The sequence below is a fragment of the Leifsonia shinshuensis genome, from assembly GCF_031456835.1.
GTDB lineage: Bacteria > Actinomycetota > Actinomycetes > Actinomycetales > Microbacteriaceae > Leifsonia > Leifsonia shinshuensis_C.
Map to the genome: position 1 here is coordinate 948,272 of NZ_JAVDVK010000001.1, position 24,354 is coordinate 972,625.

A 24,354-nucleotide genomic window follows, 5' to 3' on the forward strand; every position below is an offset into this window, starting at 1 on the left:
GTGTCCGCTGTCGGTCGTCCGGCGTACAGTGCCGGCACAGCTCTGCGCCGGTTCGACCCCCTTCCGAAACCGGGTCGATACCGCCAGATTTCATTTGCGAGATTCGAACATGTGTTCGAAAATAGGAGGGTGTCACTCGCAGCCTCCTCACTCAGCGAACCGGTCGTCGACCGGGCGCAGGTGCACGAGCTGCAGACCCGCATCCGGCAGATGCAGGCGACCAAGCTCGAGAGCCGGACGCTGCAGACGCATCCCGCCCTCTCCCCCCTCCTCCCTGGCGGCGCGCTCAAGGCGGGGGTGGCCTACTCGGTGCAGGGGTCGACCACCCTGCTGATGGCGATGCTCGCCGGTCCGAGCGCGGCCGGCGCCTGGTGCGGTGTGGTGGGCATGCCCGATTTCGGCGCGGAGGCCGCGAGCCGGTTCGGCATCGACCTCGAGCGGCTGGTGCTGGTGCCGCATCCCGGCGACGACTGGTTGACCGTCACCGCGGCCGTCGTCGACGTGCTCAGCGTGGTCGTCGTCGCCCCGCCGTCCCGCGCCACGGGCGGCGACGTGGCGCGCCTGAGCGCCCGGTTGCGGCAGCGCGAGGCGACGCTCATCGTCGCGGGCGACTGGCCTCAGGTCGAGGCCACGCTGCGGGTCGCGCGGAGCGGCTGGGACGGGCTGGGCGCCGGGTACGGCTACCTCTCGTCCCGACGGGTGACGGTGGAGTCCGCGCCGCGCGGCGGGTCCGGCCCGCGCCGCGCCGCCGACCTGTGGCTGCCGGCGGTCGACGAGAGCTTCCGCGCCACCGCCCCCACCCGGCTCGAGGCGGTGGGCTGATGGCCGCCACCAAGGGGTACGAGCCGGCCGTGACCCGCGCCATCGTGGTGTGGTGCCCCGACTGGCCGGTGATCGCGGCCCAGCAGGCGCTCGACCTGGCGCCGGAGCTGCCGCTCGCCCTGGTCGAGAAGGGTCTCGTCTTCGCGTGCTCGGAGGCGGCGCGCTCCGACGGTGTGAAGCGGGGGCTCCGGATGCGCGAGGCGCAGGCCCGCTGCCCCCAGCTGGAGGTGGTCCCGTACGACCCGGTGCAGGATGCGCGCGCCTTCGACCCGGTGCTCGCCCGGGTGGAGGAGATCACGCCCGGCGTCCAGCCGGTCCGCCCCGGCACGTTCGGGCTGCGGGCGCGCGGCCCCGCCCGCTACTACGGCGGAGAGGAGGAGGCGGCCGCCGAGCTGCTGCGCTGCCTCGAAGAGCTGGGCCTGCCGGATGCGCGGGTCGGCGTCGCCGACGGACCGTTCGCCGCCGAGCAGGCGGCCCGCTCCACCGGCGGCACCCGCACCCGCGTGCGGGTCATCCCGGCGGGCGGCTCCCCCGCGTTCCTCGCGCCGCTCCCGGTCGCACAGCTCGGACTCTCCGACCTCACGCCGCTGCTGCGCCGGCTCGGGCTGCACACGCTGGGCGACATCGCCGCGCTCTCCCGCGTCGACATGCGCGAGCGGTTCGGCGAGCGGGGCGAGCAGGCGCACACCCTGGCCAGCGGGCTCGACGGCACCGCCGTGGTGCCGCGCACCCCGCCGAAGCAGCTCGACCGCGCGATCGAGTTCGAGCCTCCCCTCGACCGGGTCGACCAGGTGACCTTCGCGGTGCGCGGCGCCGCGGAGCAGTTCATCGCCGGCCTCACCAAGGCGGGGCTGGTGTGCACGTCGCTGCGGGTGGAGGTGACCGACGAGTCCGGGCGGGTGAGCGATCGCACCTGGCTGCACCCCCGGCTGTTCTCAGCGCCGGATGTGGTCGACCGGGTGCGCTGGCAGCTGCAGGGCGCGGGCGCCATCGACTCCGGCCTGGCGTCGCCGATCTCCCGCGTCGCCCTCGCGCCGGAGGCGGTCGACGACATCGGCCACCACGAGGACGGCCTGTGGGGCGGCGGCGCCGACGAGCGCATCCACCACGGCCTCACCCGGGTGCAGAGCATGCTCGGGCACGAGGCGGTGGTCACCGCCACGATCGCGGGCGGCCGCGCCCCCGCGGAGCGGCAGGTGCTGGTGCCGTGGGGCGACCGTCCGGTCGGGGTCGCGCGCGCGGACCGGCCGTGGCCCGGGTCGCTCCGCGCCCCGGCGCCGTCGACGGTGTTCGAGGTGCCGCGTCCCGTCGCGGTGCTGACGGTGGAGGGCGCACCGGTCGAGGTGACCGACCGCGGCGACGTCACCGCACCGATCGCCCTGTTCTCGGCGACCGGCACGCCGCGGGATGCGCGGCCCGTCGACTCCTGGGCAGGCCCGTGGCCGGTGCGCGAACGGTGGTGGGATGCGTCGCTCGCGCGGGCGATGCACCGGTTCCAGCTGGTGGACGCCGACGGTACGGCGTGGCTGCTCTCCCTCGCCGGCTCCGGCTGGTTCGCGGAAGCGCGGTACGACTGATGGGATTCGACAACCCGCCCATCCCGTGGGCCGAGTTCGAGCGCCGGCTCTCCGGACGGCGCACCGGTCAGCAGGCCGACGAGCGGCCGTCGTCGCGCAAGCGGCAGAAGTACGTCCCGCAGCCCATCCCGAAGGCACCGGAGGAGGCCGTCCGGTACGCGGAGCTGCACGCGCACAGCAACTTCAGCTTCCTCGACGGCGCCTCCTCCCCGGAGGAGCTGTTGGAGGAGGCGACACGGCTGAACCTGCACGCGCTCGCGCTCACCGACCACGACGGGCTCTACGGCGTCGTGCACCTGGCCGAGGCCGCCGAGGCGTACGACCGGGTGAAGACCGTGTTCGGCGCCGAGCTCTCACTCTCGCTCTCCAAGCCGCAGAACGGCGAGCCCGACCCCGAGGGCAGCCACCTCGTCGTGCTCGCCCGGCAGCAGGAGGGCTACCACCGGCTCGCCGCCGCGATCACCGCCGGTCAGCTCGCCGGCGACGAGAAGGGCCGCCCGGTGTACCGCCTCGACGAGCTGGCCCAGCAGTCCGCCGGCGAGTGGATGGTGCTGACCGGCTGCCGGAAGGGCGACGTGCGGCTGGCGCTCGCCGGCGGGGGCGAACGCGCCGCCGAGCGCGAGGTCGCGCGCCTGACCGAGCTGTTCGGGCGCGACAACGTGCTCGTCGAGCTGATCGACCAGGGCGGCCCGCGCGACTCCACCGAGAACGACATCCTGGCCCGCATCGCCGGGCGGCTGGGCCTGCCCACGGTCGCGACCAACAACGTCCACTACGCGAGCCCCGCGCAGTACCCGCTCGCGACCGCCGTCTCCGCCGTGCGCGCCCGCCGCAGCCTCGACGAGCTCGACGGCTGGCTTCCGGCCGCCGGGGCTGCGCACCTGCGCAGCGGCGCGGAGATGGCCCGCCGCTTCGCCCGCTACCCCGGCGCGGTCGAGCGGACGGTCGACATCGCCGACGACCTCGCGTTCCGTCTCCGGAGCGCACGTCCGCGGCTGCCGAAGCAGGACGTCCCCGACGGCCACACCCCGATGAGCTGGCTGCGCGAGCTCACCTGGCGCGGGGCCGCGGAGCGCTACCCCGACCTCGACCGCAACCCGGCGAAGCGGGAGCGGATCGAGCGCGAGCTCGACGTGATCGAGGCGAAGGACTTCCCCGGCTACTTCCTCATCGTCCACGACATCGTGCGCTTCGCCCGCAGCCGCGGCATCCTCTGCCAGGGTCGCGGGTCGGCCGCGAACTCGGCCGTCGTCTACCTCCTGGGCATCACCGCCGTCGACTCGATCAAGTACGACCTGCCGTTCGAGCGGTTCCTCTCCAGCATGCGGGAGGAGGAGCCCGACATCGACGTCGACTTCGACTCCGACCGGCGCGAGGAGGTCATCCAGTACGTCTACGCCAAGTACGGCCGGCACAACGCCGCACAGGTCGCCAACGTCATCACGTACCGCCCGAAGAACGCCGTGCGCGACATGGCGAAGGCGCTCGGCTACTCCACCGGTCAGCAGGACGCCTGGAGCAAGCAGATCGACGCCTGGGGAAGCGTCCAGACCAGCGACGACCACGACATCCCGGACGACGTGGTGGGGATGGCCCAGCAGGTGCTCAAGTTCCCGCGGCACCTCGGCATCCACTCGGGCGGGATGGTGCTCACCGATCGTCCCGTCGGCGAGGTGTGCCCGATCGAGCACGCCCGCATGGAGGGGCGCACGGTGCTGCAGTGGGACAAGGACGACTGCGCGTGGATGGGTCTGGTCAAGTTCGACCTGCTGGGGCTCGGGATGCTCTCCGCGCTCGACTACTCGATGCGCACCATCGAAGCGTCGCTGGGCGAGAAGTGGACGCTCGAGACCATCCCCAAAGAAGAGGCGGGCGTCTACGACATGCTCTGCCGGGCCGACTCCATCGGCGTGTTCCAGGTGGAGAGCCGCGCCCAGATCGGGACGCTGCCGCGCCTCCAGCCGCGCAGCTTCTACGACCTGGTGATCGAGATCGCCCTGATCCGCCCCGGCCCCATCCAGGGCGGCGCGGTGCACCCGTACATCCGCCGCAAGCTCGGCAAGGAGCCGGTCACCTACCTGCACCCGTCGCTGGTTCCGGTGCTGGAGCGGACGCTGGGGGTGCCCCTGTTCCAGGAGCAGCTGATGCAGATGGCGGTCGCGGTCGGCGACTGCACGGCGGAGGACGCCGACCAGCTTCGCCGTGCGATGGGATCGAAGCGCGGGGTCGAGAAGATCGACGCGCTCAAGGCGAAGCTGTACGCGGGGATGGCGCACAACGGCATCACCGGAGCCGACGCCGACGCGATCTACGAGAAGATCGAGGCGTTCGCCAACTTCGGCTTCGCCGAGAGCCACGCGATCAGCTTCGCCCTGCTGGTCTACGTGAGCTCGTGGATGAAGCTGCACTACCCCGGCGCGTTCCTCGCCGGCCTGCTGCGTGCGCAGCCGATGGGCTTCTACTCGCCGCGCACGCTCACCGCCGACGCCCGCCGCCACGGCGTGATCGTGCACCGGCCCGACATCCAGCGCTCCGGCGTCTTCCCGCTGCTCGAGCCGCTGGATGCGGCGCAGCCCGGCCCGAGCGGCGCCGACGCGTGCCGGGAACCCGACCAGCCGCCGATCGAGCGGTTCGACCCGGCCGTGCCGCTCGACTTCGCGGCGCACCGGCGCGACGCCGGCCATGCGGTCCGCCTCGGGCTCGCGGCCGTCACCTCCATCGGCGAGAAGGTCGCCGAGCGGATCGTCGCCGAGCGGGAGGCGGACGGGCCGTACCGCGACCTCGCCGACCTCGCCCGCCGCACCGGCCTCAACACCGGCCAGCTGGAGGCGCTCGCCGCGGCCGGAGCCTTCGAGGGCTTCGACCTGAGCAGGCGGCAGGCGATCTGGGAGGCCGGCAACGCCGCCCAGGAGCGTCCCGAGTTCCTGGCGGGCACCGCGATCACGGTCCAGCCGCCGCTCCTGCCGCTGCTCTCCCCCGCCGAGCAGCTCGCCAGCGACCTGTGGTCGACCGGGATCTCGACCGACGACCACCCCATCCGGTTCCTCCGCCCTGCGCTCGCCGCGCGCGGCGTGCGCAGGGCCGACACGCTGGCGTCGAGCGAGTCCGGCCGCCGCATCGAGATCGGCGGTGTGGTCACGCACCGACAGCGCCCCGCGACCGCGGCGGGGGTGACGTTCCTCAACATCGAGGACGAGACCGGGATGATCAACGTCGTGTGCCCGGTCGGCGTGTGGAACCGCTACCGCCGCGTCGCCCGGCAGGCTCCCGCGATGATCGTCCGCGGCATCCTGGAGCGCAGCGAGGAGGGCGTGGTCAACGTGGTCGCCGACCGCCTCGAAGCCCTCGACACGGGCATCCGCACCGTCTCCCGCGACTTCCGCTGACCCGCGCGCCGCCGCCGCCCTGGCCGGCGCCGCCTTTACGTTCCCCTCACGATTTGTGCCAAATCGTGGTTATCGGGCCGCCATAACCACGATTTGGCACAAATCGTGCCCCGCGCAGGGGGTGCGACGACGCAGGCGCCGCGTCAGTCGTCCTCGAAGCGGAGGTGCCGCACGCTGCGGCCGTTGCGGCGCACCAGCCGCAGCGCCTCCACGCCGATGCGGATGTGCCGCTCCACGAAGTCGCGCGTCACCCCGAGGTCGCTCTGCGCCGTCTTCACGCCCTCGGGCGTCATCGGCTGGTCCGAGACCAGCAGCAGGGCGCCGCTCGGGATGCGGTTGGCGAAGCCCGCGGCGAACACCGTCGCCGTCTCCATGTCGACCGCCATGCAACGCGTGCGCCGCAGGTACTCCTTGAACGTGTCGTCGTGCTCCCACACCCGGCGGTTCGTCGTGTAGACGGTGCCGGTCCAGTAGTCCTGCTTGACGTCGCGGATGCTCGACGAGACCGCCCGCTGCAGCTGGAACGCGGGCAGCGCCGGGACTTCCGGCGGCAGGTAGTCGTTCGAGGTGCCCTCGCCGCGGATGGCCGCGATCGGCAGCACCAGGTCGCCGACCCGGCTCTTGCTCTTCACTCCCCCGCACTTGCCCAGGAACAGCGCCGCCTTCGGGCACACCGCCGAGAGCAGGTCCATTACCGTCGCGGCGTTCGGGCTGCCCATCCCGAAGTCGATCATCGTGATGCCGTCGGCCGTGGCGTTGGGCATGGACCGGTCACGGCCGCGGACCTCCGCGCCGTACCACTCGGCGAACCGCTCCACGTAGTCGCCGAAGTTGGTGAGCAGCACGTACTCGCCGAACTCCTCCAGCGGCGTCCCCGTGTAGCGCGGCAGCCAGTCGCGGACGATGGCGGCCTTGTCCTTCATCGTCGACGCCGGCGGCGCGACCGCCGCCGTGTCGACCGTGTTCTCCGCATCCACCATCTGTCGTCCCTCTCGTTCCTCAGCAGCCGCAGCGAGCAGGTCCGGCTACCCGGCGACCGTCGTGCCCAGCAGCGAGCCGATCGCGAACGTCGCCGCCAAGGCGAGCGCCCCGCCGATGACCACACGGATCATCGCACGTCCCCGCGAGCTGCCGCCGATCCACGCCGCGACGTAGCCGGTGAGCGCCAGCGCGATGAGTACCGCGACGAACGTCACCGGGATGCGCAGCTCCGGCGGCAGCAGGATGGTCAGCATCGGAAGGATCGCGCCGCACGTGAACGCGACCGCCGACGCGAGCGCCGCGTGCCACGGGCTGACCACGTCGTCCTGGTCGATCCCGAGCTCCGCCGAGAGGTGCGCCGCGAGGGCGTCGTGCTCGGTGAGCTCGATCGCGACCTGCCGCGCCGTCTCGGGCGAGAGCCCGCGCTGCTCGTACAGCCCGGTCAGCTCCTCGAGCTCCTCCTCGGGCATCTCCGCCAGCTCCCGGCGCTCCTTGGCGATCAGGGCGCGCTCGCTGTCGCGCTGGCTGCTCACCGACACGTACTCCCCGAGCGCCATCGAGATCGCACCGCCGACGAGCGCGGCAAGGCCGGCCGTGACGATCGCGGGGACGGACGTCGTCGCTCCGGCGACGCCGACCACCACCGCGGCCACCGACACGATGCCATCGTTGGCGCCGAGCACGCCGGCGCGCAGCCAGTTGAGCCGTTGGGCGAGGCCGCCGCGGTGCGGTTCGTCCGGGTGCTGCTCCGGGGCGGATGCTGCGCTTCCCATGCTGTCGGCCATGCGCCCAGCCTAGGAACCCGCGCGCACCTCCGCCAGGAAGGTTCGGCGACCCTAACGCGCCCGAGAAGCACCCCGAGCCACGCTCAAGCGCGCCGAGCCGCCCTAGTGCGACCCCAGCCGCTTGCGCAGGTAGTCGATCCGCGCCTGCAGCTGCGTCACGCTCGCCTGCGCGACCGCCGGCCCGCCGCACACGCGCCGCAGCTCGGCGTGGATGAGCCCGTGCGCCTCCCCCGTGTTCTTCGCGTACAGGCCGACCAGGCTGTTGAGCAGCTGCCGCTGCTCCTTGAGCGTCCGGTGCAGCGGCGCCGGCGGATGCCCCTCCGCCGCGGGCGAACGCGACGAGTGCCGCCGGGCCTGGCGCTGCTGCCGCTGCAGCAGCAGCTCGTGCACCTGCTCGGGTTCGAGGATGCCGGGCAGGCCGATGAAGTCGTGCTCCTCGTCCGTGCCGGGCACCGCGAAGCTCCCGAACTCCTTGCCGTCGTAGAGGACGCGGTCGAAGTTCGCCTCCGACCCCAGCGCCTCGAACGCGAACTCCTCGGTCAGCGCCTCCGACGCCCGCTCCTCGCGGTTCGCCTCGGCGACCATCGCGTCCTCGGGGTTCCACAGGTCGCCCTCGGCGTTCTCGTCCGTCACCTTGTCGAGCGCGTGGTCCCGCTCGAGCTCCATGGCGTTCGCCAGCGCCATCAGGGTCGGAACGTTCGGCAGGAACACCGAGGCCGTCTCGCCGCGACGGCGGGCGCGCACGAAGCGTCCGATGGCCTGCGCGAAGAACAGCGGGGTGGATGCGCTGGTCGCGTACACGCCGACCGCCAGCCGGGGCACGTCCACGCCCTCCGACACCATCCGCACGGCCACCATCCACCGCGAGTCGCCCTTCGAGAACTGCTCGATCCGGTCGCTCGCCTCCTTCTCGTCCGAGAGCACGACCGTCACAGGCTCGCCGCTGATCTGCTGGAGCAGGTCCGCGTACGCGCGGGCGGCGTAGTGGTCGGTCGCGATGACGAGCCCGCCGGCGTCCGGGATGGAGTTGCGCACCTCGGTGAGCCGCCTGTCCGCGGCCGACAGCACCGCCGGGATCCACTCGCCGCGCGGGTCGAGCGCCGTGCGCCAGGCCTGCGAGGTGATGTCCTTCGTGTTGCCCTCGCCGAGCCGCGCCTCCATCTCGTCGCCGGTCTTGGTGCGCCAGCGCATGTGGCCGGCGTAGACCATGAAGATGACGGGACGGACCACGCCGTCTTCGAGCGCGCGCCCGTAGCCGTAGTTGTAGTCGGTGACGGAGGTACGGATGCCCTGACGGTCAGGCAGATAGGTGACGAACGGGATCGGCGCGGTGTCGGAGCGGAACGGCGTACCCGTCAGCGACAGCCGCCGGGTGGCCCGCTCGAATGCGTCCCGGATGCCGTCGCCCCAGCTGAGCGCGTCGCCGCCGTGGTGCACCTCGTCGAGGATGACCAGCGTCTTGTGCGCCTCGGTGATGTCCTTGTGCAGCGAGGGACGCATCGCGACCTGCGCGTAGGTCACGGCGACGCCGCGGTAGTGGCGGGCGTACCGGCCGTCGGAGTTCTTGAACTCCGGATCGAGGTGCAGCCCGACGCGCGCGGCCGCCTCTGCCCACTGCCGCTTCAGGTGCTCGGTGGGCGCGACCACGGTGACGCGCTCGACCACGCGCCGGGACAGCAGCTCGGTCGCGAGACGCAGCGCGAAGGTCGTCTTACCGGCGCCGGGGGTCGCCGCGGCGAGGAAGTCGCGCGGCTCGTGGACGAAGTACGCGTCGAGGGCCTCCGCCTGCCAGGCGCGCAGCTTGTTCGCCGTGCCCCAGGCCGCACGCTCCGGGAAGGAAGGCGAAAGATGCTCCGCGGCGAAGCTGCCGGCGTGCACACCGGGCCGCTCGCCGCCGTTCCCCTCGCCGCCGTTCCCCTCGCCGCCGTTTCCCTCACCGCCGGCCCGCTCGCCGCCGGCCCGCTCACCGTCTCCGGCGGACGTGATCGGCTCGGGTTGTTCTGTCGTCTCCACTTGGATCAAATCTACCCGAGAGCACCGACACCGCCGTCCGATGCAGAATGGAGCAATGGCCGAAGCACAGCATCCCTGGTCCCGCTACGTCGCCCTCGGCGACTCGTTCACCGAAGGCATCGGCGACCCGGAGCCGGGCAGCCCGGGCGGCCATCGCGGCTGGGCGGACCGGGTGGCCGAGGTGCTCAGCAGCAAGACCGACGACTTCGCCTACGCCAACCTGGCCGTGCGCGGCAAGCTGATCAAGCAGATCCTCGACGAGCAGGTGGATGCCGCGGTCGCGCTCCGGCCTGACCTCATCACCATCTCGGCGGGCGGCAACGACGTGATCCGCCCCGGCACCGACCCCGACCAGATCGCCGCCCTCTTCGACCAGGCGGTCGCCCGCCTCAGCGCGGACGGCGCGACTGTGGTCGTCTTCACCGGCGTCGACGTCGGCTTCTCCCCCGTGTTCCGCGGCATCCGCGGCAAGGTGGCGATCTACAACGAGAACGTCCGCGCGATCGCCGCCCGCTACGACTGCATCGTGGCCGACCAGTGGGCGCTGACCGAGATCCAGGACCAGCGGATGTGGGCGCCCGACCGCCTGCACCTCGCGCCGCTCGGCCACCACACCGTCGCCCGGATGGTGCTCGCGGCGCTCAACGTCGAGAACGACCTGCAGCCGCTGCAGCCGGAGCCGCTCCCCGCGCGCACCTGGCGCCAGGCGCGGTCCGAGGACCTCTCGTGGGCACGGGAGTACCTCGTGCCGTGGGTGCTTCGCCGCATCCGGCACCAGTCGTCCGGCGATCACGTCACGCCGAAGCGCCCGGACGCGGGACCGTTCCTGCTGACCCGCGACTGAGCGCCCGCCCGGACGCGCGACCGAGCCCCGAACTCAGCTCCCGAGCCCGCCCGGGTGCGCCAGGCGCCAGCCGAATCCGGGATCCGGCACGTCCTTCGCGAGCGCCAGTGGCACGGTCGTCGTCTTCCCGTTGAGCGTGAACGTCCCCTGTCCCAGGATGTCGCCGGTGAACCCGGACGAGAGCGGACGCGTCTGGAGGTCCACCTGGATGGGCGTGTCCGACCACACGACGAACGACTTCGACTCGGTGGCGATGAGCTTCGACGACGCGCCCCACGCCGTGGTGTAGGTGCCGAACACCTGGCCCTTCTGCACCGGCGTCACCTCGTGGAAGCCCGCCTTCACGCTCGTCAGGAGCGCCTGCACGCCCGCCCACAGGTCGTCGTGGGTCGGCGCGCCGAGCACCACGCCGAGCACCCGCACCTTGGTCGACCCGACAGGCACCTGCGCCGAGAACAGCAGGCAGTTGCCGGCCTCGTCGGTGTTGCCGGTCTTGATGCCGTCCATTCCCTCGAAGCCGAGCAGAGTGTTGGTGTTGTCCTGCGACCCGGCGCCCGGAAGCGTCGCGTTCTTCTGGGAGACGATGGACGAGAGGGCCGGGGATGCCAGCACCAGCTTGCCGATCCCGATCAGGTCTTTCGTGGTGCTGACGTTGCCCGGGTCGAGGCCGTCGGGCGTGACGATCTTCGTTCCGGTGAAGCCCTTCTGCGCCAGCCACGCGTTCGCCGCCTTCACGAACGCGTCCGTCGATCCGTACGCCCAGTTCGCCAGCGAGATGGCGTAGTTGTTGGCGGAGGGCAGCAGCATCGCCTCGAACGCCTGCTTCTCTGTCATCGACGTGCCCGCGACCACCGGCGCCCACGAGCCACCCGCGCCGATCACCTGGTTCCAGATGTCGACATCCCGCTGGGTGAACGCGATGTCCGGGCCCTGATCATTGCCGTTGAGCGGCTTCTTCTCCAGCACGACCAGGGCGGTGATGGTCTTCGTGATGCTCGCGATGGGCACGCTCGCCTCGGTGCCGTGCGACGCCGAAGCGCCGGGATAGTCGGGTGCGACGATCGCGGACGCCCCGTACCCGGGCCAGGCGAGCTGCACCGCGGGCTGGGCGATCGTCTTGTCGTGCGCGGTCACCGCGGCGGTCGCCGGGATCGGCGCGACGAGCGAACCGACGACGTAGACGAACGCGACGAGGATGGCCGTCAGCAGCCCGAAGACCACGATGCGCCGGCGGCGGTACACCTTGCGTGAGACACGGCGCGGCGGATCGGCGAGGACTTGCTGGGGCACGGTCGGATTTTAGCGGGCGCTACCGATGCGACGCCTGAGAACGCGCGCGCAGCGCCCACAACGCGACGGCGGAGGCGGACGCGACGTTGAGCGAGTCCACCCCGTGCAGCATCGGGATGGTGACGACCGTGTCCGCCGCCGCGAGGGCACGCCGGCTCAGGCCGTCGCCCTCGGCCCCGAACACCATTGCGATCCGTTCCGGCGGCGCGGCCGCGTACGCGTCGAGCGTCACCGCGTCGTCGGCTAACGCCAGCGCGGCGATGTCGAACCCGGCCCCGTGCAGAAGCGGCAGGGCCGCATCCCACTCCGGCAGCCGCGTCCACGGCACCTGCAGCACGGTGCCCATGCTCACCCGCACGCTGCGGCGGTACAGCGGGTCGGCGCAGCGCGGAGTGACGAGCACGGCGTCCGCGCCGAGCCCGGCGACCGCCCGGAAGATCGCCCCGACGTTCGTGTGGTCGACGATGTCCTCCAGCACCACGACGCGGCGCGCGTCGCGGAGCAGCTCGGCCGGGTCCGGCAGCTCCGGCCGGTGCATCGCCGCCAGTGCGCCGCGGTGGAGGTGGTAGCCGGTCAGCTGCTCGAGAAGCGCGGCGTCGCCGACGAAGACGGGCACGTCAGGGAAACCGGCGAGCAGGTGCTCCACGTCGGGCAGCCACTGCTCCTGCAGCAGCACCGAGCGCGGGATGTGCCCGGCGGCGAGAGCGCGCGTGATCACCTTCGTCGACTCGGCGATGTAGAGGCCGCCGGCCGGCTCGCTGACGCGGCGCAGGGCGACGTCGGTGAGGCGGGAATAGTCGGCGAGTCCGTCGGCGTCGAGATCGTGGATGCGGTGCAGCTGCATGCCTCCAGCCTGCCAGTCCGCGAAGGGCGCGGAGGACGCATGCGGGCCGCGACATCCAGCCGCCCGAAACAAAACGGAAAACTGGGGTGTTTAGACTCAGGGACAACCTGGAGGTGCCTGTGACCACCCTGACGACCGCGCTCCCGCCGGAGCTCGCGCGCGGCATCGACCAGACCGTCGACATGCTCGCCGGCCGTCGCTTCGCGGTGCTGACGGGCGCCGGCGTGTCGACGGACTCCGGCATCCCGGACTATCGCGGCGAGGGCGCGCCCAAGCGCACGCCGATGACCTTCCAGCAGTTCCTCTCCGACGACCGCTACCGCAAGCGCTACTGGGCGGGCAGCCACCTCGGCTACCGCCGGTTCGCCGCGGCGCATCCGAACGAAGGGCACCGCGCGCTGGCGCGGCTGGAGGAGTCGGGTGCCGCCAACGGCGTCATCACCCAGAACGTGGACGGGCTGCACAAGCAGGCCGGCTCCCGCCGAGTTGTGGACCTGCACGGCGCGATGGACCGGGTGCTCTGCCTGGTCTGCGGCCAGATCTTCGCGCGCGAGGCGATCACCGCGCGCATCGACGCCGCCAACCCGTGGCTCGACACCGAGGGCGCGGTCGAGATCGCGCCGGACGGCGACGCCGTCGTCACCGACATCGACGCGTTCGTCGTGCCCGACTGCACGGTGTGCGGCGGGCACCTGAAGCCCGACGTCGTCTTCTTCGGCGAGTTCGTCCCGGCCGAGAAGTACCGCGAGGCGAGCGCTCTCGTCCGGTCGGCGGATGCGCTGCTCATCGCCGGGTCGTCGCTGGTCGTCAACTCCGGCATCCGCCTGCTCGAGGAGGCACGGCGTCGCCGTCTCCCGATCGTCATCGTCAACCGCGGCCAGACCAAGGGCGACGCGCGCGCGACCATTAAGCTGGACGGCGGGACGACGGAGACGCTGGTCGAGCTGGCCAAGCGGCTCCCCTGAGCCGGGGTCCCGGTCCGGCGACCGAGGTCGGCGACCGGGGACGGCGACCGGGACGGCGCGAGGCACCGCGTCCCGCAGCGAAAGGACGCGTGTGACCTTCATCTCCCTCGTGCGGCACGGACAGACCGACTGGAATCTCGCCAAGCGCATCCAGGGCTCGAGCGACATCCCGCTCAACGCGACCGGCCGCGAGCAGGCCGAGACGACGGGACGGGCGCTCGCTGGCGGCCGGTTCGACGCGATCTACGCCAGCCCGCTCTCCCGCGCGATGGAGACGGCCCGGATCATCTCCGGGCACGTCGGCCTCGGCCGCCCGGAGGCCCTCGCGGCGGTCGCCGAGCGCAACTACGGCGAGGCCGAGGGGATGACCGGCGAGCAGATCCTCGCGCGCTGGCCCGAGGGCACCCCGGTGCCCGGACGGGAGACGCGGGACGAGGTCGTGGCCCGCGCCCTGCCTGCGCTGCGCGACCTCGGGGAGCGGCATCCCGATGAGAACGTCATCGTGGTGAGCCACGGCGGCGTGATTTCGTCGCTGGTCCGGCACGTCACCGACCACGCGCTGCCGGGTCCCGGCGAGCTGATTCCCAACGGCTCCGTGCACCGGTTCATCTACGAGGACGGCGCGCTCACCCTCGACCGCTTCAACCTCGGCCCGGAGGACCGCGACCTGTTCACCGCCTCCGTCATGTGACGCGACGGCGCCCGCTGGCGCGCATCAGCGGTGCCGCGCCGGCTCAGCGGCGGCGAACGGCCTCGGCGTCCGCACCCGCCACGGTGTCCGTCAGCACCGCGAGCAGCCGCCGCGCCGACTCGTCCCACGTGTACCGCGCGGCCTGGGCGCGGCCGGCGGCCGAGCGCGCGGCCCACTCGTCGCCCTGCTCCAGCCGCCGCACGTTCGCGGCGACCTGCTCGGCCGAGTCCGGCTCGAAGTACAGCGCCGCATTCCCGCCGATCTCGCGGAAGATCGGGATGTCGCTGGCCAGCACGGGCGTCCCCACCGTCATCGCCTCGAGTAGCGGGATGCCGAATCCCTCGTCATGGGAGGCCGACGCGAAGGCCGTCGCGGCGGCGAGCGTCTCGGCGTACTCCTCGTCGCTGGCGCCGTTGTGGAACACCAGTGAAGCGCCCGGGGCCAGCTCGGTCAGACGCGCGCGCTCCGCATCCGTCACCCGGCTCATCAGGTGGAGCGTGTAGTCCGGCAGCAGGGCGGCGGCGCGCACCAGCGTGTCCACGTTCTTGTACGGCATGAACGAGCCCATGTAGACGAGGCTCTTCGTCTCCGGCGCCGTGCGCTCCCGGCGCCCGGGGGCGAGCTCCGGCATCTGCGCCGCGTTCGAGATGACCGAGACCGGCCGCTTCGTCAGGTGGTGCTCGGCGATGAGCGCCTTGGTCGTCTCGGACACGGTGACCACCGCGTCCGACCGGTTCAGCAGCATCCGCTGCGGCCACCAGGCCAGGTGGTAGAGCCGCCACAGGCCACGCACGAAGGCCGGCAGGTCGCGCGGCGGCGTCGGGTGGCGGTAGTAGATCAGGTCGTGCACGGTGAGCACGAGCTTGTAGCGGCGGCCGAAACCGCCCATGGTCTGCATCGGGGTGAACACGATGTCCGGGTTCAGCTTGTTGACGCTGCGCGCGACCCACGGCTCTCCGGCCGACGTCGGCGACGGGATGAGCTCCCACGGCAGGTCGGGCAGCATCTCCAGCTGGCGGTGGTCGTTGATCAGCATCGTGACGGGATGCAGCTTCGCCAGAGCCCCGACCAGCTCGGCCGTGTACCGGCTGATGCCGTCGTGCCGCCCGGTGCGCGTGTAGCGGCAGTCGAACAGGATCCTCACGCCGCCGTCCCCTCGTCCAGGAACCGGCGGATGGCGTCGGCCGCGGCCGCCGGGGTCTCGTAGTGGATGAGGTGCCCGACCTCCGGGATGACGACCAGCTCGGCCGACGGGAACAGCGTCTGCAGCCGGTACTCGGCCGCGACCGGGGTGATGTCGTCCTTCTCGGCGGCGACCAGCAGCGTGCGCTCCGGAACGCGCGCGGCGTACTCGCTCACGTCGTGCGAGACCGAGGCGCGGAACGCCTCCAGCACCACACGGCGGTCGCTGAACGCGGAGAAGTAGCGGTCGTGCTGGTCGTGGATCCAGCGGCGCAGGGCCGCATCCTTCGTCTTCGCCATCGCGACGCTCATGACGCGCACGATCAGGCGGTTGCGCAGCAGGGCGAACCCGAGCCGCTCCGGAAGCACGGCGGCGAGCCAGTAGTAGAAGATCGCGAGCCGGGTCAGGATGCCGCGGGGACCTGCCAGCGCCGGCTGCCCGATCGGGTTCACCAGCACCACGTCGTCGGGGCGGCGGTCGTCCGCCGAGCCGGCGCCGGACGCCGCGAGCGATCCCGACACCACGATCGAACCGAACGAGTGTCCGAGCAGCACCAGGCGAGCGTCGGCGGGGATACCGAGCGCGGCGACGAACTCCGTCAGCCAGCGGCCGTACCCGCCGATGTCGTGGGCCGCCTCCGTCATCGGCGTGGACGCCCCGAAACCGGGCAGGTCGGGCGACACCATCCGCACGCCGTCGAGCTGCGCGACCACCGGCTCCAGGCCGTGGTGGTCGCCGCGGAACCCGTGGACGAGGACGAGCGTGGTGGCCGCATCCGGATCGCCGTAGTCCCAGTACCGGGTCGACGAACCGAGGAGGCGGACCTCCCCCTCGCGGACGGGGACGCGCTCCAGAGCGGCGGCATAGGGGGACGAGACGGGCATCGCCAGACAGTCTAGGCGGCGTGGCGGGAAGAGGACTGGACAGGCCGGGGTCGCCACGCCCTAGACTTCACTGGTTGCAATCGCTTGCACCACCCCGCAGTCCCCACCCCCGCAGTCCCCCGCCGCCGCTCCGCCCCCCAAGGAGAACCGTGAGTTTCACCGCGCCCATCACGCTGCCCGGGCTCGCCCTCGATCCCCAGTGGTACCGCCGGTCGGTCTTCTACGAGGTCATGGTCCGCTCGTTCGTCGACAGCAACGGCGACGGCTCCGGCGACATCTCCGGGCTCACCTCCAAGCTCGACTACCTGCAGTGGCTCGGCATCGACGCGCTCTGGCTCCCGCCGTTCTTCAAGTCGCCGCTGCGCGACGGCGGCTACGACGTCTCCGACTTCAAGGCGATCCTCCCCGAGTTCGGCACCATCGACGAGTTCCGCGAGCTGGTCACCAAGGCGCACGAGCGCAACATGCGCATCATCATCGACCTGCCGATCAACCACACCTCCGACCAGCACGACTGGTTCCAGCAGTCCCGCTCCGACCCCGAGGGCCCGTACGGCGACTTCTACGTGTGGAACGACACGGACGACAAGTGGCCGGACATCCGGATCATCTTCGTCGACACCGAGGACTCCAACTGGGCCTTCGACGAGGCGCGCCGGCAGTTCTACTTCCACCGCTTCTTCTCGCACCAGCCCGACCTCAACTTCGAGAACCCCGCGGTGCACGAGGCGATGTACGACATCGTCAAGTTCTGGCTCGACCTCGGCGTCGACGGCTTCCGACTCGACGCCATCCCGTACCTCTACGAGTCCGACGAGGGCAACGGCGAGGGCGAGCCGAAGACCCACGAGTTCATCATCAAGCTGCGCGAATGGGTCGACCGCGAGTACCCCGGACGCGTGATGATCGCCGAAGCGAACCAGTGGCCCCGCGAGGTCGCGGCCTTCTTCGGCACCGAGGAGGAGCCGGAGTGCCACATGGCGTTCGACTTCCCGGTCATGCCGCGCATCTTCTACGCGCTGCGGTCGCAGCAGGCCGGCGAGCTGGTCCGCGTCCTCTCCGAGACCACCGACGTGCCCGAGGGCGCGGCCTGGGGCGTCTTCCTGCGCAACCACGACGAGCTCACGCTCGAGATGGTGAGCGAGGAGTACCGGCAGGCGATGTACGGCTGGTACGCCTACGACCCGCGGATGCGCGCCAACATCGGCATCCGCCGCCGCCTCGCGCCACTGCTCGACAACTCCCGCGCCGAGCTCGAGCTGGCGCACGCGCTGCTCTTCTCCCTGCCCGGCAGCCCGTTCCTCTACTACGGCGACGAGATCGGGATGGGCGACAACATCTGGCTGCCGGACCGCGACAGCTCCCGGACGCCGATGCAGTGGACCCCGGACCGCAACGCCGGCTTCTCGAGCGCCGACCCGGGCAAGCTCTACCTGCCGGTCGTGCAGTCGCTGGTCTACCACTACAACCAGGTGAACGTGGAGGCGCAGCTCGCGCAGTCGCGCTCGCTGCTGCACTGGATCCGCAACGTCATCCACGTGCGCAAGGCGCATCCCGTGTTCGGCCTGGGCGACATCCGCGTGCTGCCGACCGACCATGAGTCGGTGCTGGCCTTCGTTCGCTCGTACGGCGGGAGCGGCACGCACTTCGGCGACCAGCCGGAGGACGTGCTGTGCGTGTTCTCGTTCGCGCACAATCCGGTGTCGGTCACACTGGAGGCCCCGGACCTCGCGGGCCGGGCGCTGTACGACCTGTTCGGCGGCGCGGAGTTCCCGACCGTCGCCGAGGACGGCCGCTTCACCCTCACGCTCGGCACCCAGAACTTCTACTGGCTGCACATCGAGCCGCGCCGCGACTGAGGGGCTCCGCCCCTCGCCGAGCCCGTCCACTCGTTCGCCTCTTCGCCGAAGTGCACCTTGTTGTGCACTTCCGCGGCGTGTCGAGCGCAAGTACGTGCACCTCGGCGTGCCGTTCCCCGGGGATGACGGTGGGTCCGCTTAGCGTGAAGGCATGAGCACGTGGCACCAGCGTCTCGGGGTCTTCGACCTCGAGACCACCGGAATCGACGTCGAATCGGCCCGGATCGTCACCGGCCACGTCGGGCTCCTCGACGAGTCCGGCGAAGTGCTGCACCGCCGGGACTGGCTGCTCGACCCGCAGGTCGAGATTCCGTCCGAGGCCACCGCGGTGCACGGCATCACCACGGAGCAGGCCCGGGAGCACGGCATGGATGCGGCCCGCGGCGTGGCCGCGATCGTCGCGCAGCTGCGCAGCCTGTTCGACCGCGGCATCCCCGTGGTCGCCTACAACGCCCCCTACGACTTCACCCTGCTCGACCGGGAGGCCCGCCGCCATCAGGTCGAGCCCCTCGTCTCCCCCGGCCCGATCATCGACCCGCTCGTGATCGACAGGGCCGTCGACAAGTACCGCCGCGGCAAGCGCACCCTCACCGTCACCGCGACGCACTACGGCGTCGACCTGCTGGCCGCTCACGACGCGGGCGCCGACGCGATCGCCGCCGGCCGTGTCGCCCAGGCGCTCGCACGCATCCACGCGGAGGCCCTGGCCCTCGAAGCCGCCGAGCTGCACCGCCGCCAGGTGGACTGGTGCCGCGAGCAGGCCGCCGACTTCCAGGAGTACATGCGTCGCGAGCGCGACCCGGAGTTCACCACCTCGGGCGCCTGGCCGATCCGCTGAGGCCCGCCCGGCACCCGCGCTCCGCTTCTCCCTCACCTGGGGGCTACTCCTGCGTCTACCGGGACCGATAGTGTCTGCGGCATGAGCGACTCGAATCTGAACCCGCAGCCCCTCCCGCCCCAGCAGCCCCAGTACGCCCAGCAGCCCTACGGCGGCGCACAGCCGGGCTGGAACACGATGTCGATCGTCGCCTTCGTCGCGACCTTCTTCATCAGCATCCTCGGCATCATCCTGGGCTTCGTCGCCCTGTCGCAGATCAAGCGCACCGGGGAGCAGGGCCGCGGCCTCGCCCTCGCGGCCATCATCATCGGCTTCATCGCGCTCGCCCTCGGCATCATCTTCACGATCATCATCGTGGCCGCCATCGCCGCCAACCCGAACGTGACCTACCAGGGCTCCTGACCTCCGACAGACCGCGAAGGCCCCCGTCGGCTCGACGGGGGCCTTCGTGCGTGCTGGCCCGAGCGCAGGCTTGCGTCGGAGAACGGGTCCGAAATCTCCGACGCAACGCTCTGCGGACGGAGATGCGAGCCCGATCCGGCCGGATCTCCGACGTACGGTTGCGAATCTCCGACGGTACGGAGCCCTGGGTCGAAATCGGCCGGGTCTCCGACACACGGTCGAGAATCTCCGACGGTACGGAGACCTGGGCCCGGTCCGGCCGCATCTCCTACCTACTGGCAACTGAGGCCGCCGGCGCGGGCGCCGCGGCCCCGGACGCCAACCTGCTTGCGTCGGAGAACGGGTCTCAAATCTCCGACGCAACGCTCTGCGGATGGAGATCCGGACCCGATCCGGCCGGATCTCCGACGTACGGTTGCGAATCTCCGACGGTACGGAGACCGGGGCCCGATCTGGCCGGATCGCCGACGCACACGCGCGGATCTCCGACGTGCCGCGCCGAACCACACACCCCCACGCACCCAGCACACGACGAAGGCCCCCGTCCGCTGGACGGGGGCCTTCGTGCGCGCCCGGGGCGCTGCGGCTTACTTGCCGAAGTTCTTGTAGCGCGAGTTGAACTTCTCGACGCGGCCGGCGGAGTCGAGGATGCGCTGCTTGCCGGTGTAGAACGGGTGCGACTCGGACGAGATCTCGACGTCGATCACCGGGTAGGTGTTGCCGTCCTCCCACTCGATCGTCTTGTCGCTCGAGACGGTGGAGCGGGTGAGGAACGTCGCACCCGAGGCCAGGTCGCGGAAAACCACCGGGGCGTAGTCGGGGTGGATGCCAGTCTTCATCAGGACTTCCTTGTTGCAGCTAGTAGTCGGTTCGGTCGTGTCCGCGCAGACCGCGTGGACGGGAAGCTTCAGACCCGATGAAACGAACGTCGCCGTGACGGCATGATCGGTTCGGGGGCCAGCTATCGAGTCTAGCAGATCAGGCCGCGTGGCTCAGTCCGCGACGGCCTGGCGCGCCCGGGCGGTGTAGCGGCCGTCGGACTCGGCGATCTCGACGTCGATGTCGAACGTCGCGCTGAGGTTCTCGCTCGTCAGCACCTCGGCGATCGGGCCCTTGGCCATGATCTCGCCGTCCTTGAGCAGCAGCGCGCGGTTGAACGCCTGCGGGATCTCCTCCACGTGGTGGGTGACCATGACGATCGCGGGCGACTTCGGGTCGCTGGCGTAGCCGCCGAGCAGCTGCAGCAGCTCCTCGCGGCCGCCGAGGTCGAGGCTCGCCGCCGGCTCGTCCAGCAGCAGTATCTCGGGGTCGGTCATCACCGAGCGGGCGATCTGCACGCGCTTCTGCTCGCCGTCGGAGAGGCTGCCGAAGGCGCGCTCGGCCAGGTGGTCGAGGTGCCACTCGGCGAGCACGCGGTGGGCGCGCCGCTCGTCGATCTCCTCGTAGAGCTCGTTCCAGCGTCCGGTGACCGCATAAGCGGCGGTCATCACGACGTCGAGCACGCGCTCGGTGCGCGGGATGCGCCGGGCCAGCGCGCTCGAGGCGAAGCCGAGCAGCGGACGGAGCTCCGCCAGGTCGGTGTGGCCGACCGACTCGCCGAGCACGACCGCCTCGCCCGAGGACGGGTGCAGCGCCGCGGCGGCGACCTGCAGCAGCGTCGTCTTGCCGGCGCCGTTTCGGCCCAGGATGACCCACCGTTCGTCCGGCTCGACCGCCCAGTCGATACCCTTCAGGACGGGGTTGCCGTCCCGTACAACGGACACGTCGGTAAGTCGGAGAACGCTGTCGGCCATGCCTTCCAGCCTACCTGCGCAGCGCGGCGATCAGTGACGACCGGCCAGCGAGCGGTACACGTCGCGGGTCTGCTCGGCGATGGTCGCCCAGCTGAACGACGTCTGCGCCCGCTCGCGCCCCGCGCGGCCCATCTCGGCCGCCCGGGCCGGGTCGCTGACGACCTCCGTGAGCGCTGCCGCGAGGTCGTTCACGAAGCGCTCCGGGTCGGTCGGCGTGCCGGTGCCGTCCTGCAGCTGCTGGATGGGCACCAGCCGTCCCGTGACGCCGTCCACGATCACCTCGGGGATGCCGCCGGTGGCCGTGCCGACCACCGGGAGCCCGCAGGCCATGGCCTCCAGGTTGACGATGCCTAGTGGCTCGTAGATCGACGGGCAGACGAAGACGGTGGATGCGGTGAGGGCGATCCGCAGTTCGTCGTTCGGCAGCAGGCGGTCGATCCACACGACGCCGTCGCGCTCGGCCTGCAGCTGCTCGACCAGTCCGGTCACCTCGGCGAGGATCTCGGGCGTGTCCGGCGCGCCGGCGCAGAGGATGACCTGCACGTCCTTCGGCAGCGCGCGCGCCGCGCGCAGCAGGTACGGGAGGCCCTTCTGGCGGGTGATGCGCCCGACGAAGATGACGGCGGGACGGTCCGGGTCGATCCCGAGCGCGCGGGCGCGGTCGTCGTCGCGGAGGGGCTGCCAGCGCTCCAGGTCGATGCCGTTGTAAATCGTGATGACCTTGGTCGGGTCGAGGGCGGGGTACGCGGCGAGGATGTCGCGGCGCATCCCGTCGCTCACGGCGATGACGGTGTCGGCGGCCTCGAACGCGGTCTTCTCGATCCAGCTGGAGACGCGGTATCCGCCGCCGAGCTGCTCGGCCTTCCACGGCCGCAGCGGCTCCAGGCTGTGCGCCGTGACGACGTGCGGGACACCGTGCAGCAGCTTCGCCAGGTGACCGCCGGCGTTCGCATACCAGGTGTGCGAGTGGACGACATCCGCTCCCCCGCAGTCCTGCGCCATCTGCAGGTCGACGCCGAGCGTGGCGATCGCGCCGTTGGCGTCGGCGAGCTCCGCGGGCACGCGGTACGACGCGGTATCCGGCTCGTCGCGCGGCTCGCCGAAGGCGCGCACGATCACCTCGGTGTCGTTCCGGAGCGCCCGCACGAGCTCCGTCACGTGGACCCCGGCACCCCCGTAGATGTCCGGTGGGTACTCCCTGGTCAGAAGATCGACGCGCATGACCAAAACGCTAGTACAGCGAACACTTCGCCTCTACTGTGGAGGACATGGCAGCAGGCAAGAAGATCTTCGGCATCGTCCTCGCGGGCGGAGAGGGCAAGCGGCTGATGCCGTTGACCGCGGACCGGGCCAAGCCCGCTGTCCCGTTCGGCGGCCAGTACCGCCTCATCGACTTCGCCCTGTCGAACCTGATCAACTCGCAGCTGCGCCAGATCGTCGTGCTCACCCAGTACAAGTCCCACAGCCTCGACCGCCACGTGTCGCAGACCTGGCGGCTCGACGGCATCACGAACTCCTACATCGCGTCCGTCCCGGCGCAGCAGCGCCTCGGAAAGCGCTGGTTCAGCGGGTCGGCGGACGCCATCCTGCAGAGCCTCAACCTGCTCCGCGACGAGAAGCCCGACATCGTGGTCGTCGTCGGCGCCGACCACGTGTACCGGATGGACTTCGGTCAGATGATCCAGGCGCACATCGACTCCGGCGCCCCGGCGACCGTCGCCGCCATCCGTCAGCCCATCGGGCTCGCCGACCAGTTCGGCGTCATCGAGGTGGAGCCCGAGCGGCCCACGCGCATCGGCGCGTTCCGCGAGAAGCCGCGCGACCCGATCGGCCTGCCCGACTCGCCGAACGAGGTGCTCGCCTCGATGGGCAACTACGTCTTCGACGCGGACGCCCTCATCGACGCCGTCATCCGGGACGGCGACCGGCCCGACTCCAACCACGACATGGGCGGCGACATCATCCCCGACTTCGTGTCTCGCAACGAGGCGGCCGTCTACGACTTCAACAACAACGACGTGCCGGGGTCGACGGACCGCGACCGCTACTACTGGCGGGATGTCGGGACGATCGACTCGTTCTTCGAGGCGCACCAGGACCTGATCTCGGCGCTTCCTGTCTTCAACCTCTACAACAACAGCTGGCCGATCTTCAGCCAGGTGCTCAACTCGCCGCCGGCGAAGATCGTGCGGGACGGGCGCGGCGCGCTCGGCACGACCATCGACTCGATCGTCTCCCTGGGGTCGGTGATCTCCGGCGCCCACCTCGAGCGCAGCGTGCTGGGCCCATGGGCGAAGGTGGACTCGGGCGCGAAGGTGATCGATTCGGTCGTCTTCGAGCGCGCGATCATCGAGCCGAACGCGTTCGTGGGCCGCGCCATCCTCGACAAGGATGTGGTGGTCGCCGAGGGCGCGCAGATCGGCGTCGACCCGGAGCGCGACCGCGCGCGCGGCTTCACCGTGACCGACTCGGGCATCACCGTGGTCGGCAAGGGAGTGCACGTCGTTCCATGACGCCAGCCACGCCATCCACCACAACCGAACACCGCCGAACCGCTTCGCTGCTCGTCGTGCTCGACGCCGACTCCACGCTGCTCCAGGACGAGGTCATCGAGCTGCTCGCCGAGGAGGCGGGATCACGCACCGAGGTCGCGGACATCACCGAGCGTGCCATGCGCGGCGAACTCGACTTCGAGCGCAGCCTGCGTGAGCGCGTCCGCACCCTCAAGGGGCTGCCGGCCTCCGTCTTCCAGCACGTGGGCGAGCGCATCCGCGTCACCGACGGCGTGCCGGAGCTGATCGCGGGCGTCCAGCAGGCCGGCGGTGTCGTCGGCGTCGTCTCCGGCGGGTTCCACGAGCTGCTCGACCCGATCGGCGAACGGCTCGGCCTCGACCACTGGCGGGCCAACCGCCTGGTGGTGCGCAACGGAGTGCTTACCGGCGAGGTCGACGGTCCGGTGGTGGATGCCGCCGCCAAGGCGCAGGCGCTGCTCTTCTGGGCCGCCGCCGCGGGCGTGCATCTGCGCCAGACCGTGGCCATCGGCGACGGGGCGAACGACCTCCGGATGATGGCGGAGGCAGGACTCGCCGTCGCGTTCAACGCCAAGCCGAAGGTGCGGGCGGAGGCCGACGTCGTCGTCGACCGCACCGACCTCTCCCAGGTGCTGCCCCTGCTCGGCCTGCGCGGCTGACGGGGGC

At 71.3% G+C, this 24,354-nt stretch carries 21 protein-coding genes; 11 read left to right on the top strand and 10 right to left on the bottom strand.

Translation table 11 applies throughout. From position 1 onward, the window contains the following. The first annotated feature begins 129 nt into the window (after window positions 1-129). Genes J2W45_RS04685 through J2W45_RS04695 form a run of 3 tightly spaced genes read left to right on the top strand, consistent with a single transcriptional unit; the run spans window position 130 to window position 5,785 of the window. Window positions 130-822: a hypothetical protein gene (locus J2W45_RS04685; protein WP_310129416.1), complete on the top strand. Its 693-nt coding sequence runs from the start codon at window positions 130-132 to the stop codon at window positions 820-822. After that, the gene (locus tag J2W45_RS04690; RefSeq protein ID WP_310129418.1) at window positions 822-2,399 is read left to right on the top strand and encodes a DNA polymerase Y family protein; all 1,578 of its coding nucleotides are present in this window, start codon (window positions 822-824) and stop codon (window positions 2,397-2,399) included. The genes J2W45_RS04685 and J2W45_RS04690 overlap by 1 nt, the downstream gene beginning before the upstream one ends. Then, complete coding sequence (locus tag J2W45_RS04695) at window positions 2,399-5,785, top strand: error-prone DNA polymerase (protein ID WP_310129420.1); 3,387 nt, start codon at window positions 2,399-2,401, stop codon at window positions 5,783-5,785. Before J2W45_RS04690 ends, J2W45_RS04695 begins: the two co-directional genes overlap by 1 nt. Before the next feature lie 143 nt (window positions 5,786-5,928). Here the strand turns inward: J2W45_RS04695 and J2W45_RS04700 are convergent, their stop codons facing one another. From J2W45_RS04700 to J2W45_RS04710, 3 genes are all read right to left on the bottom strand, one after another. Further along, complete coding sequence (locus tag J2W45_RS04700) at window positions 5,929-6,765, bottom strand: AMP nucleosidase (protein ID WP_310129422.1); 837 nt, start codon at window positions 6,763-6,765, stop codon at window positions 5,929-5,931. A 45-nt stretch (window positions 6,766-6,810) separates the two neighbouring features. Then, on the bottom strand, window positions 6,811-7,551 hold the full coding sequence (locus J2W45_RS04705) for a VIT1/CCC1 transporter family protein (RefSeq protein WP_310129424.1): 741 nt from the start codon (window positions 7,549-7,551) through the stop codon (window positions 6,811-6,813). 102 nt (window positions 7,552-7,653) lie between these two features. Further along, complete coding sequence (locus tag J2W45_RS04710; protein ID WP_310134916.1) at window positions 7,654-9,429, bottom strand: DEAD/DEAH box helicase; 1,776 nt, start codon at window positions 9,427-9,429, stop codon at window positions 7,654-7,656. Window positions 9,430-9,619: 190 nt separating this feature from the next. On the opposite strand from J2W45_RS04710, the gene J2W45_RS04715 reads away from it, so the two are divergent. Continuing rightward, window positions 9,620-10,408, top strand: a complete 789-nt coding sequence (locus J2W45_RS04715) for an SGNH/GDSL hydrolase family protein (RefSeq protein ID WP_310129426.1) — start codon at window positions 9,620-9,622, stop codon at window positions 10,406-10,408. 33 nt (window positions 10,409-10,441) lie between these two features. Here the strand turns inward: J2W45_RS04715 and J2W45_RS04720 are convergent, their stop codons facing one another. Then, complete coding sequence (locus J2W45_RS04720; protein WP_310129428.1) at window positions 10,442-11,698, bottom strand: D-alanyl-D-alanine carboxypeptidase family protein; 1,257 nt, start codon at window positions 11,696-11,698, stop codon at window positions 10,442-10,444. A 19-nt stretch (window positions 11,699-11,717) separates the two neighbouring features. After that, the gene (locus J2W45_RS04725; protein WP_310129430.1) at window positions 11,718-12,542 is read right to left on the bottom strand and encodes a TrmH family RNA methyltransferase; all 825 of its coding nucleotides are present in this window, start codon (window positions 12,540-12,542) and stop codon (window positions 11,718-11,720) included. Between the two features lie 119 nt (window positions 12,543-12,661). Between J2W45_RS04725 and J2W45_RS04730 the strand changes: the two genes are divergently transcribed. Then, window positions 12,662-13,507, top strand: a complete 846-nt coding sequence (locus tag J2W45_RS04730) for a Sir2 family NAD-dependent protein deacetylase (RefSeq protein WP_396427061.1) — start codon at window positions 12,662-12,664, stop codon at window positions 13,505-13,507. 91 nt (window positions 13,508-13,598) lie between these two features. Further along, a complete protein-coding gene (locus J2W45_RS04735) occupies window positions 13,599-14,198 on the top strand; it encodes a histidine phosphatase family protein (RefSeq protein ID WP_310129432.1) in 600 nt (199 codons plus the stop codon). Between the two features lie 43 nt (window positions 14,199-14,241). On the opposite strand, the gene J2W45_RS04740 is transcribed toward J2W45_RS04735, so the two are convergent. Together J2W45_RS04740 and J2W45_RS04745 are read right to left on the bottom strand one after the other, a co-directional pair. Further along, a complete protein-coding gene (locus J2W45_RS04740; RefSeq protein WP_310129434.1) occupies window positions 14,242-15,342 on the bottom strand; it encodes a glycosyltransferase family 4 protein in 1,101 nt (366 codons plus the stop codon). Next, complete coding sequence (locus J2W45_RS04745) at window positions 15,339-16,265, bottom strand: alpha/beta fold hydrolase (protein WP_310129436.1); 927 nt, start codon at window positions 16,263-16,265, stop codon at window positions 15,339-15,341. The genes J2W45_RS04740 and J2W45_RS04745 overlap by 4 nt, the downstream gene beginning before the upstream one ends. Window positions 16,266-16,414: 149 nt before the next feature. Between J2W45_RS04745 and treS the strand changes: the two genes are divergently transcribed. The 3 genes from treS to J2W45_RS04760 all read left to right on the top strand — a co-directional run bounded on the left by treS (window position 16,415) and on the right by J2W45_RS04760 (window position 19,364). After that, window positions 16,415-18,124 carry a maltose alpha-D-glucosyltransferase gene (gene treS / locus J2W45_RS04750; RefSeq protein WP_310129437.1) on the top strand — a complete coding sequence of 570 codons (1,710 nt, stop codon included), beginning with the start codon at window positions 16,415-16,417 and terminating at the stop codon, window positions 18,122-18,124. Window positions 18,125-18,275: 151 nt separating this feature from the next. Continuing rightward, entirely contained in the window at window positions 18,276-18,962 is a 687-nt protein-coding gene (locus tag J2W45_RS04755; RefSeq protein ID WP_310129438.1) for a 3'-5' exonuclease, read from the top strand. A gap of 81 nt (window positions 18,963-19,043) precedes the next feature. Next, window positions 19,044-19,364 carry a DUF4190 domain-containing protein gene (locus J2W45_RS04760; protein ID WP_310129439.1) on the top strand — a complete coding sequence of 107 codons (321 nt, stop codon included), beginning with the start codon at window positions 19,044-19,046 and terminating at the stop codon, window positions 19,362-19,364. A gap of 587 nt (window positions 19,365-19,951) precedes the next feature. Here the strand turns inward: J2W45_RS04760 and J2W45_RS04765 are convergent. From J2W45_RS04765 to glgA, 3 genes are all read right to left on the bottom strand, one after another. Then, complete coding sequence (locus J2W45_RS04765; RefSeq protein WP_115696813.1) at window positions 19,952-20,203, bottom strand: type B 50S ribosomal protein L31; 252 nt, start codon at window positions 20,201-20,203, stop codon at window positions 19,952-19,954. 153 nt (window positions 20,204-20,356) lie between these two features. Beyond that, window positions 20,357-21,157 (bottom strand): ABC transporter ATP-binding protein, encoded by an 801-nt coding sequence (locus J2W45_RS04770; RefSeq protein ID WP_310129440.1) that lies wholly within the window; start codon window positions 21,155-21,157, stop codon window positions 20,357-20,359. Between the two features lie 30 nt (window positions 21,158-21,187). Beyond that, window positions 21,188-22,378: a glycogen synthase gene (gene glgA / locus J2W45_RS04775; RefSeq protein WP_310129442.1), complete on the bottom strand. Its 1,191-nt coding sequence runs from the start codon at window positions 22,376-22,378 to the stop codon at window positions 21,188-21,190. Window positions 22,379-22,425: 47 nt separating this feature from the next. Here glgA and J2W45_RS04780 point away from each other — a divergent pair, with 47 nt between their 5' ends. Together J2W45_RS04780 and serB are read left to right on the top strand one after the other, a co-directional pair. Then, on the top strand, window positions 22,426-23,670 hold the full coding sequence (locus tag J2W45_RS04780) for a glucose-1-phosphate adenylyltransferase (RefSeq protein WP_310129443.1): 1,245 nt from the start codon (window positions 22,426-22,428) through the stop codon (window positions 23,668-23,670). After that, window positions 23,667-24,347 carry a phosphoserine phosphatase SerB gene (gene serB, locus J2W45_RS04785; protein WP_310129444.1) on the top strand — a complete coding sequence of 227 codons (681 nt, stop codon included), beginning with the start codon at window positions 23,667-23,669 and terminating at the stop codon, window positions 24,345-24,347. Before J2W45_RS04780 ends, serB begins: the two co-directional genes overlap by 4 nt. The last annotated feature ends 7 nt before the right edge of the window (window positions 24,348-24,354 follow it).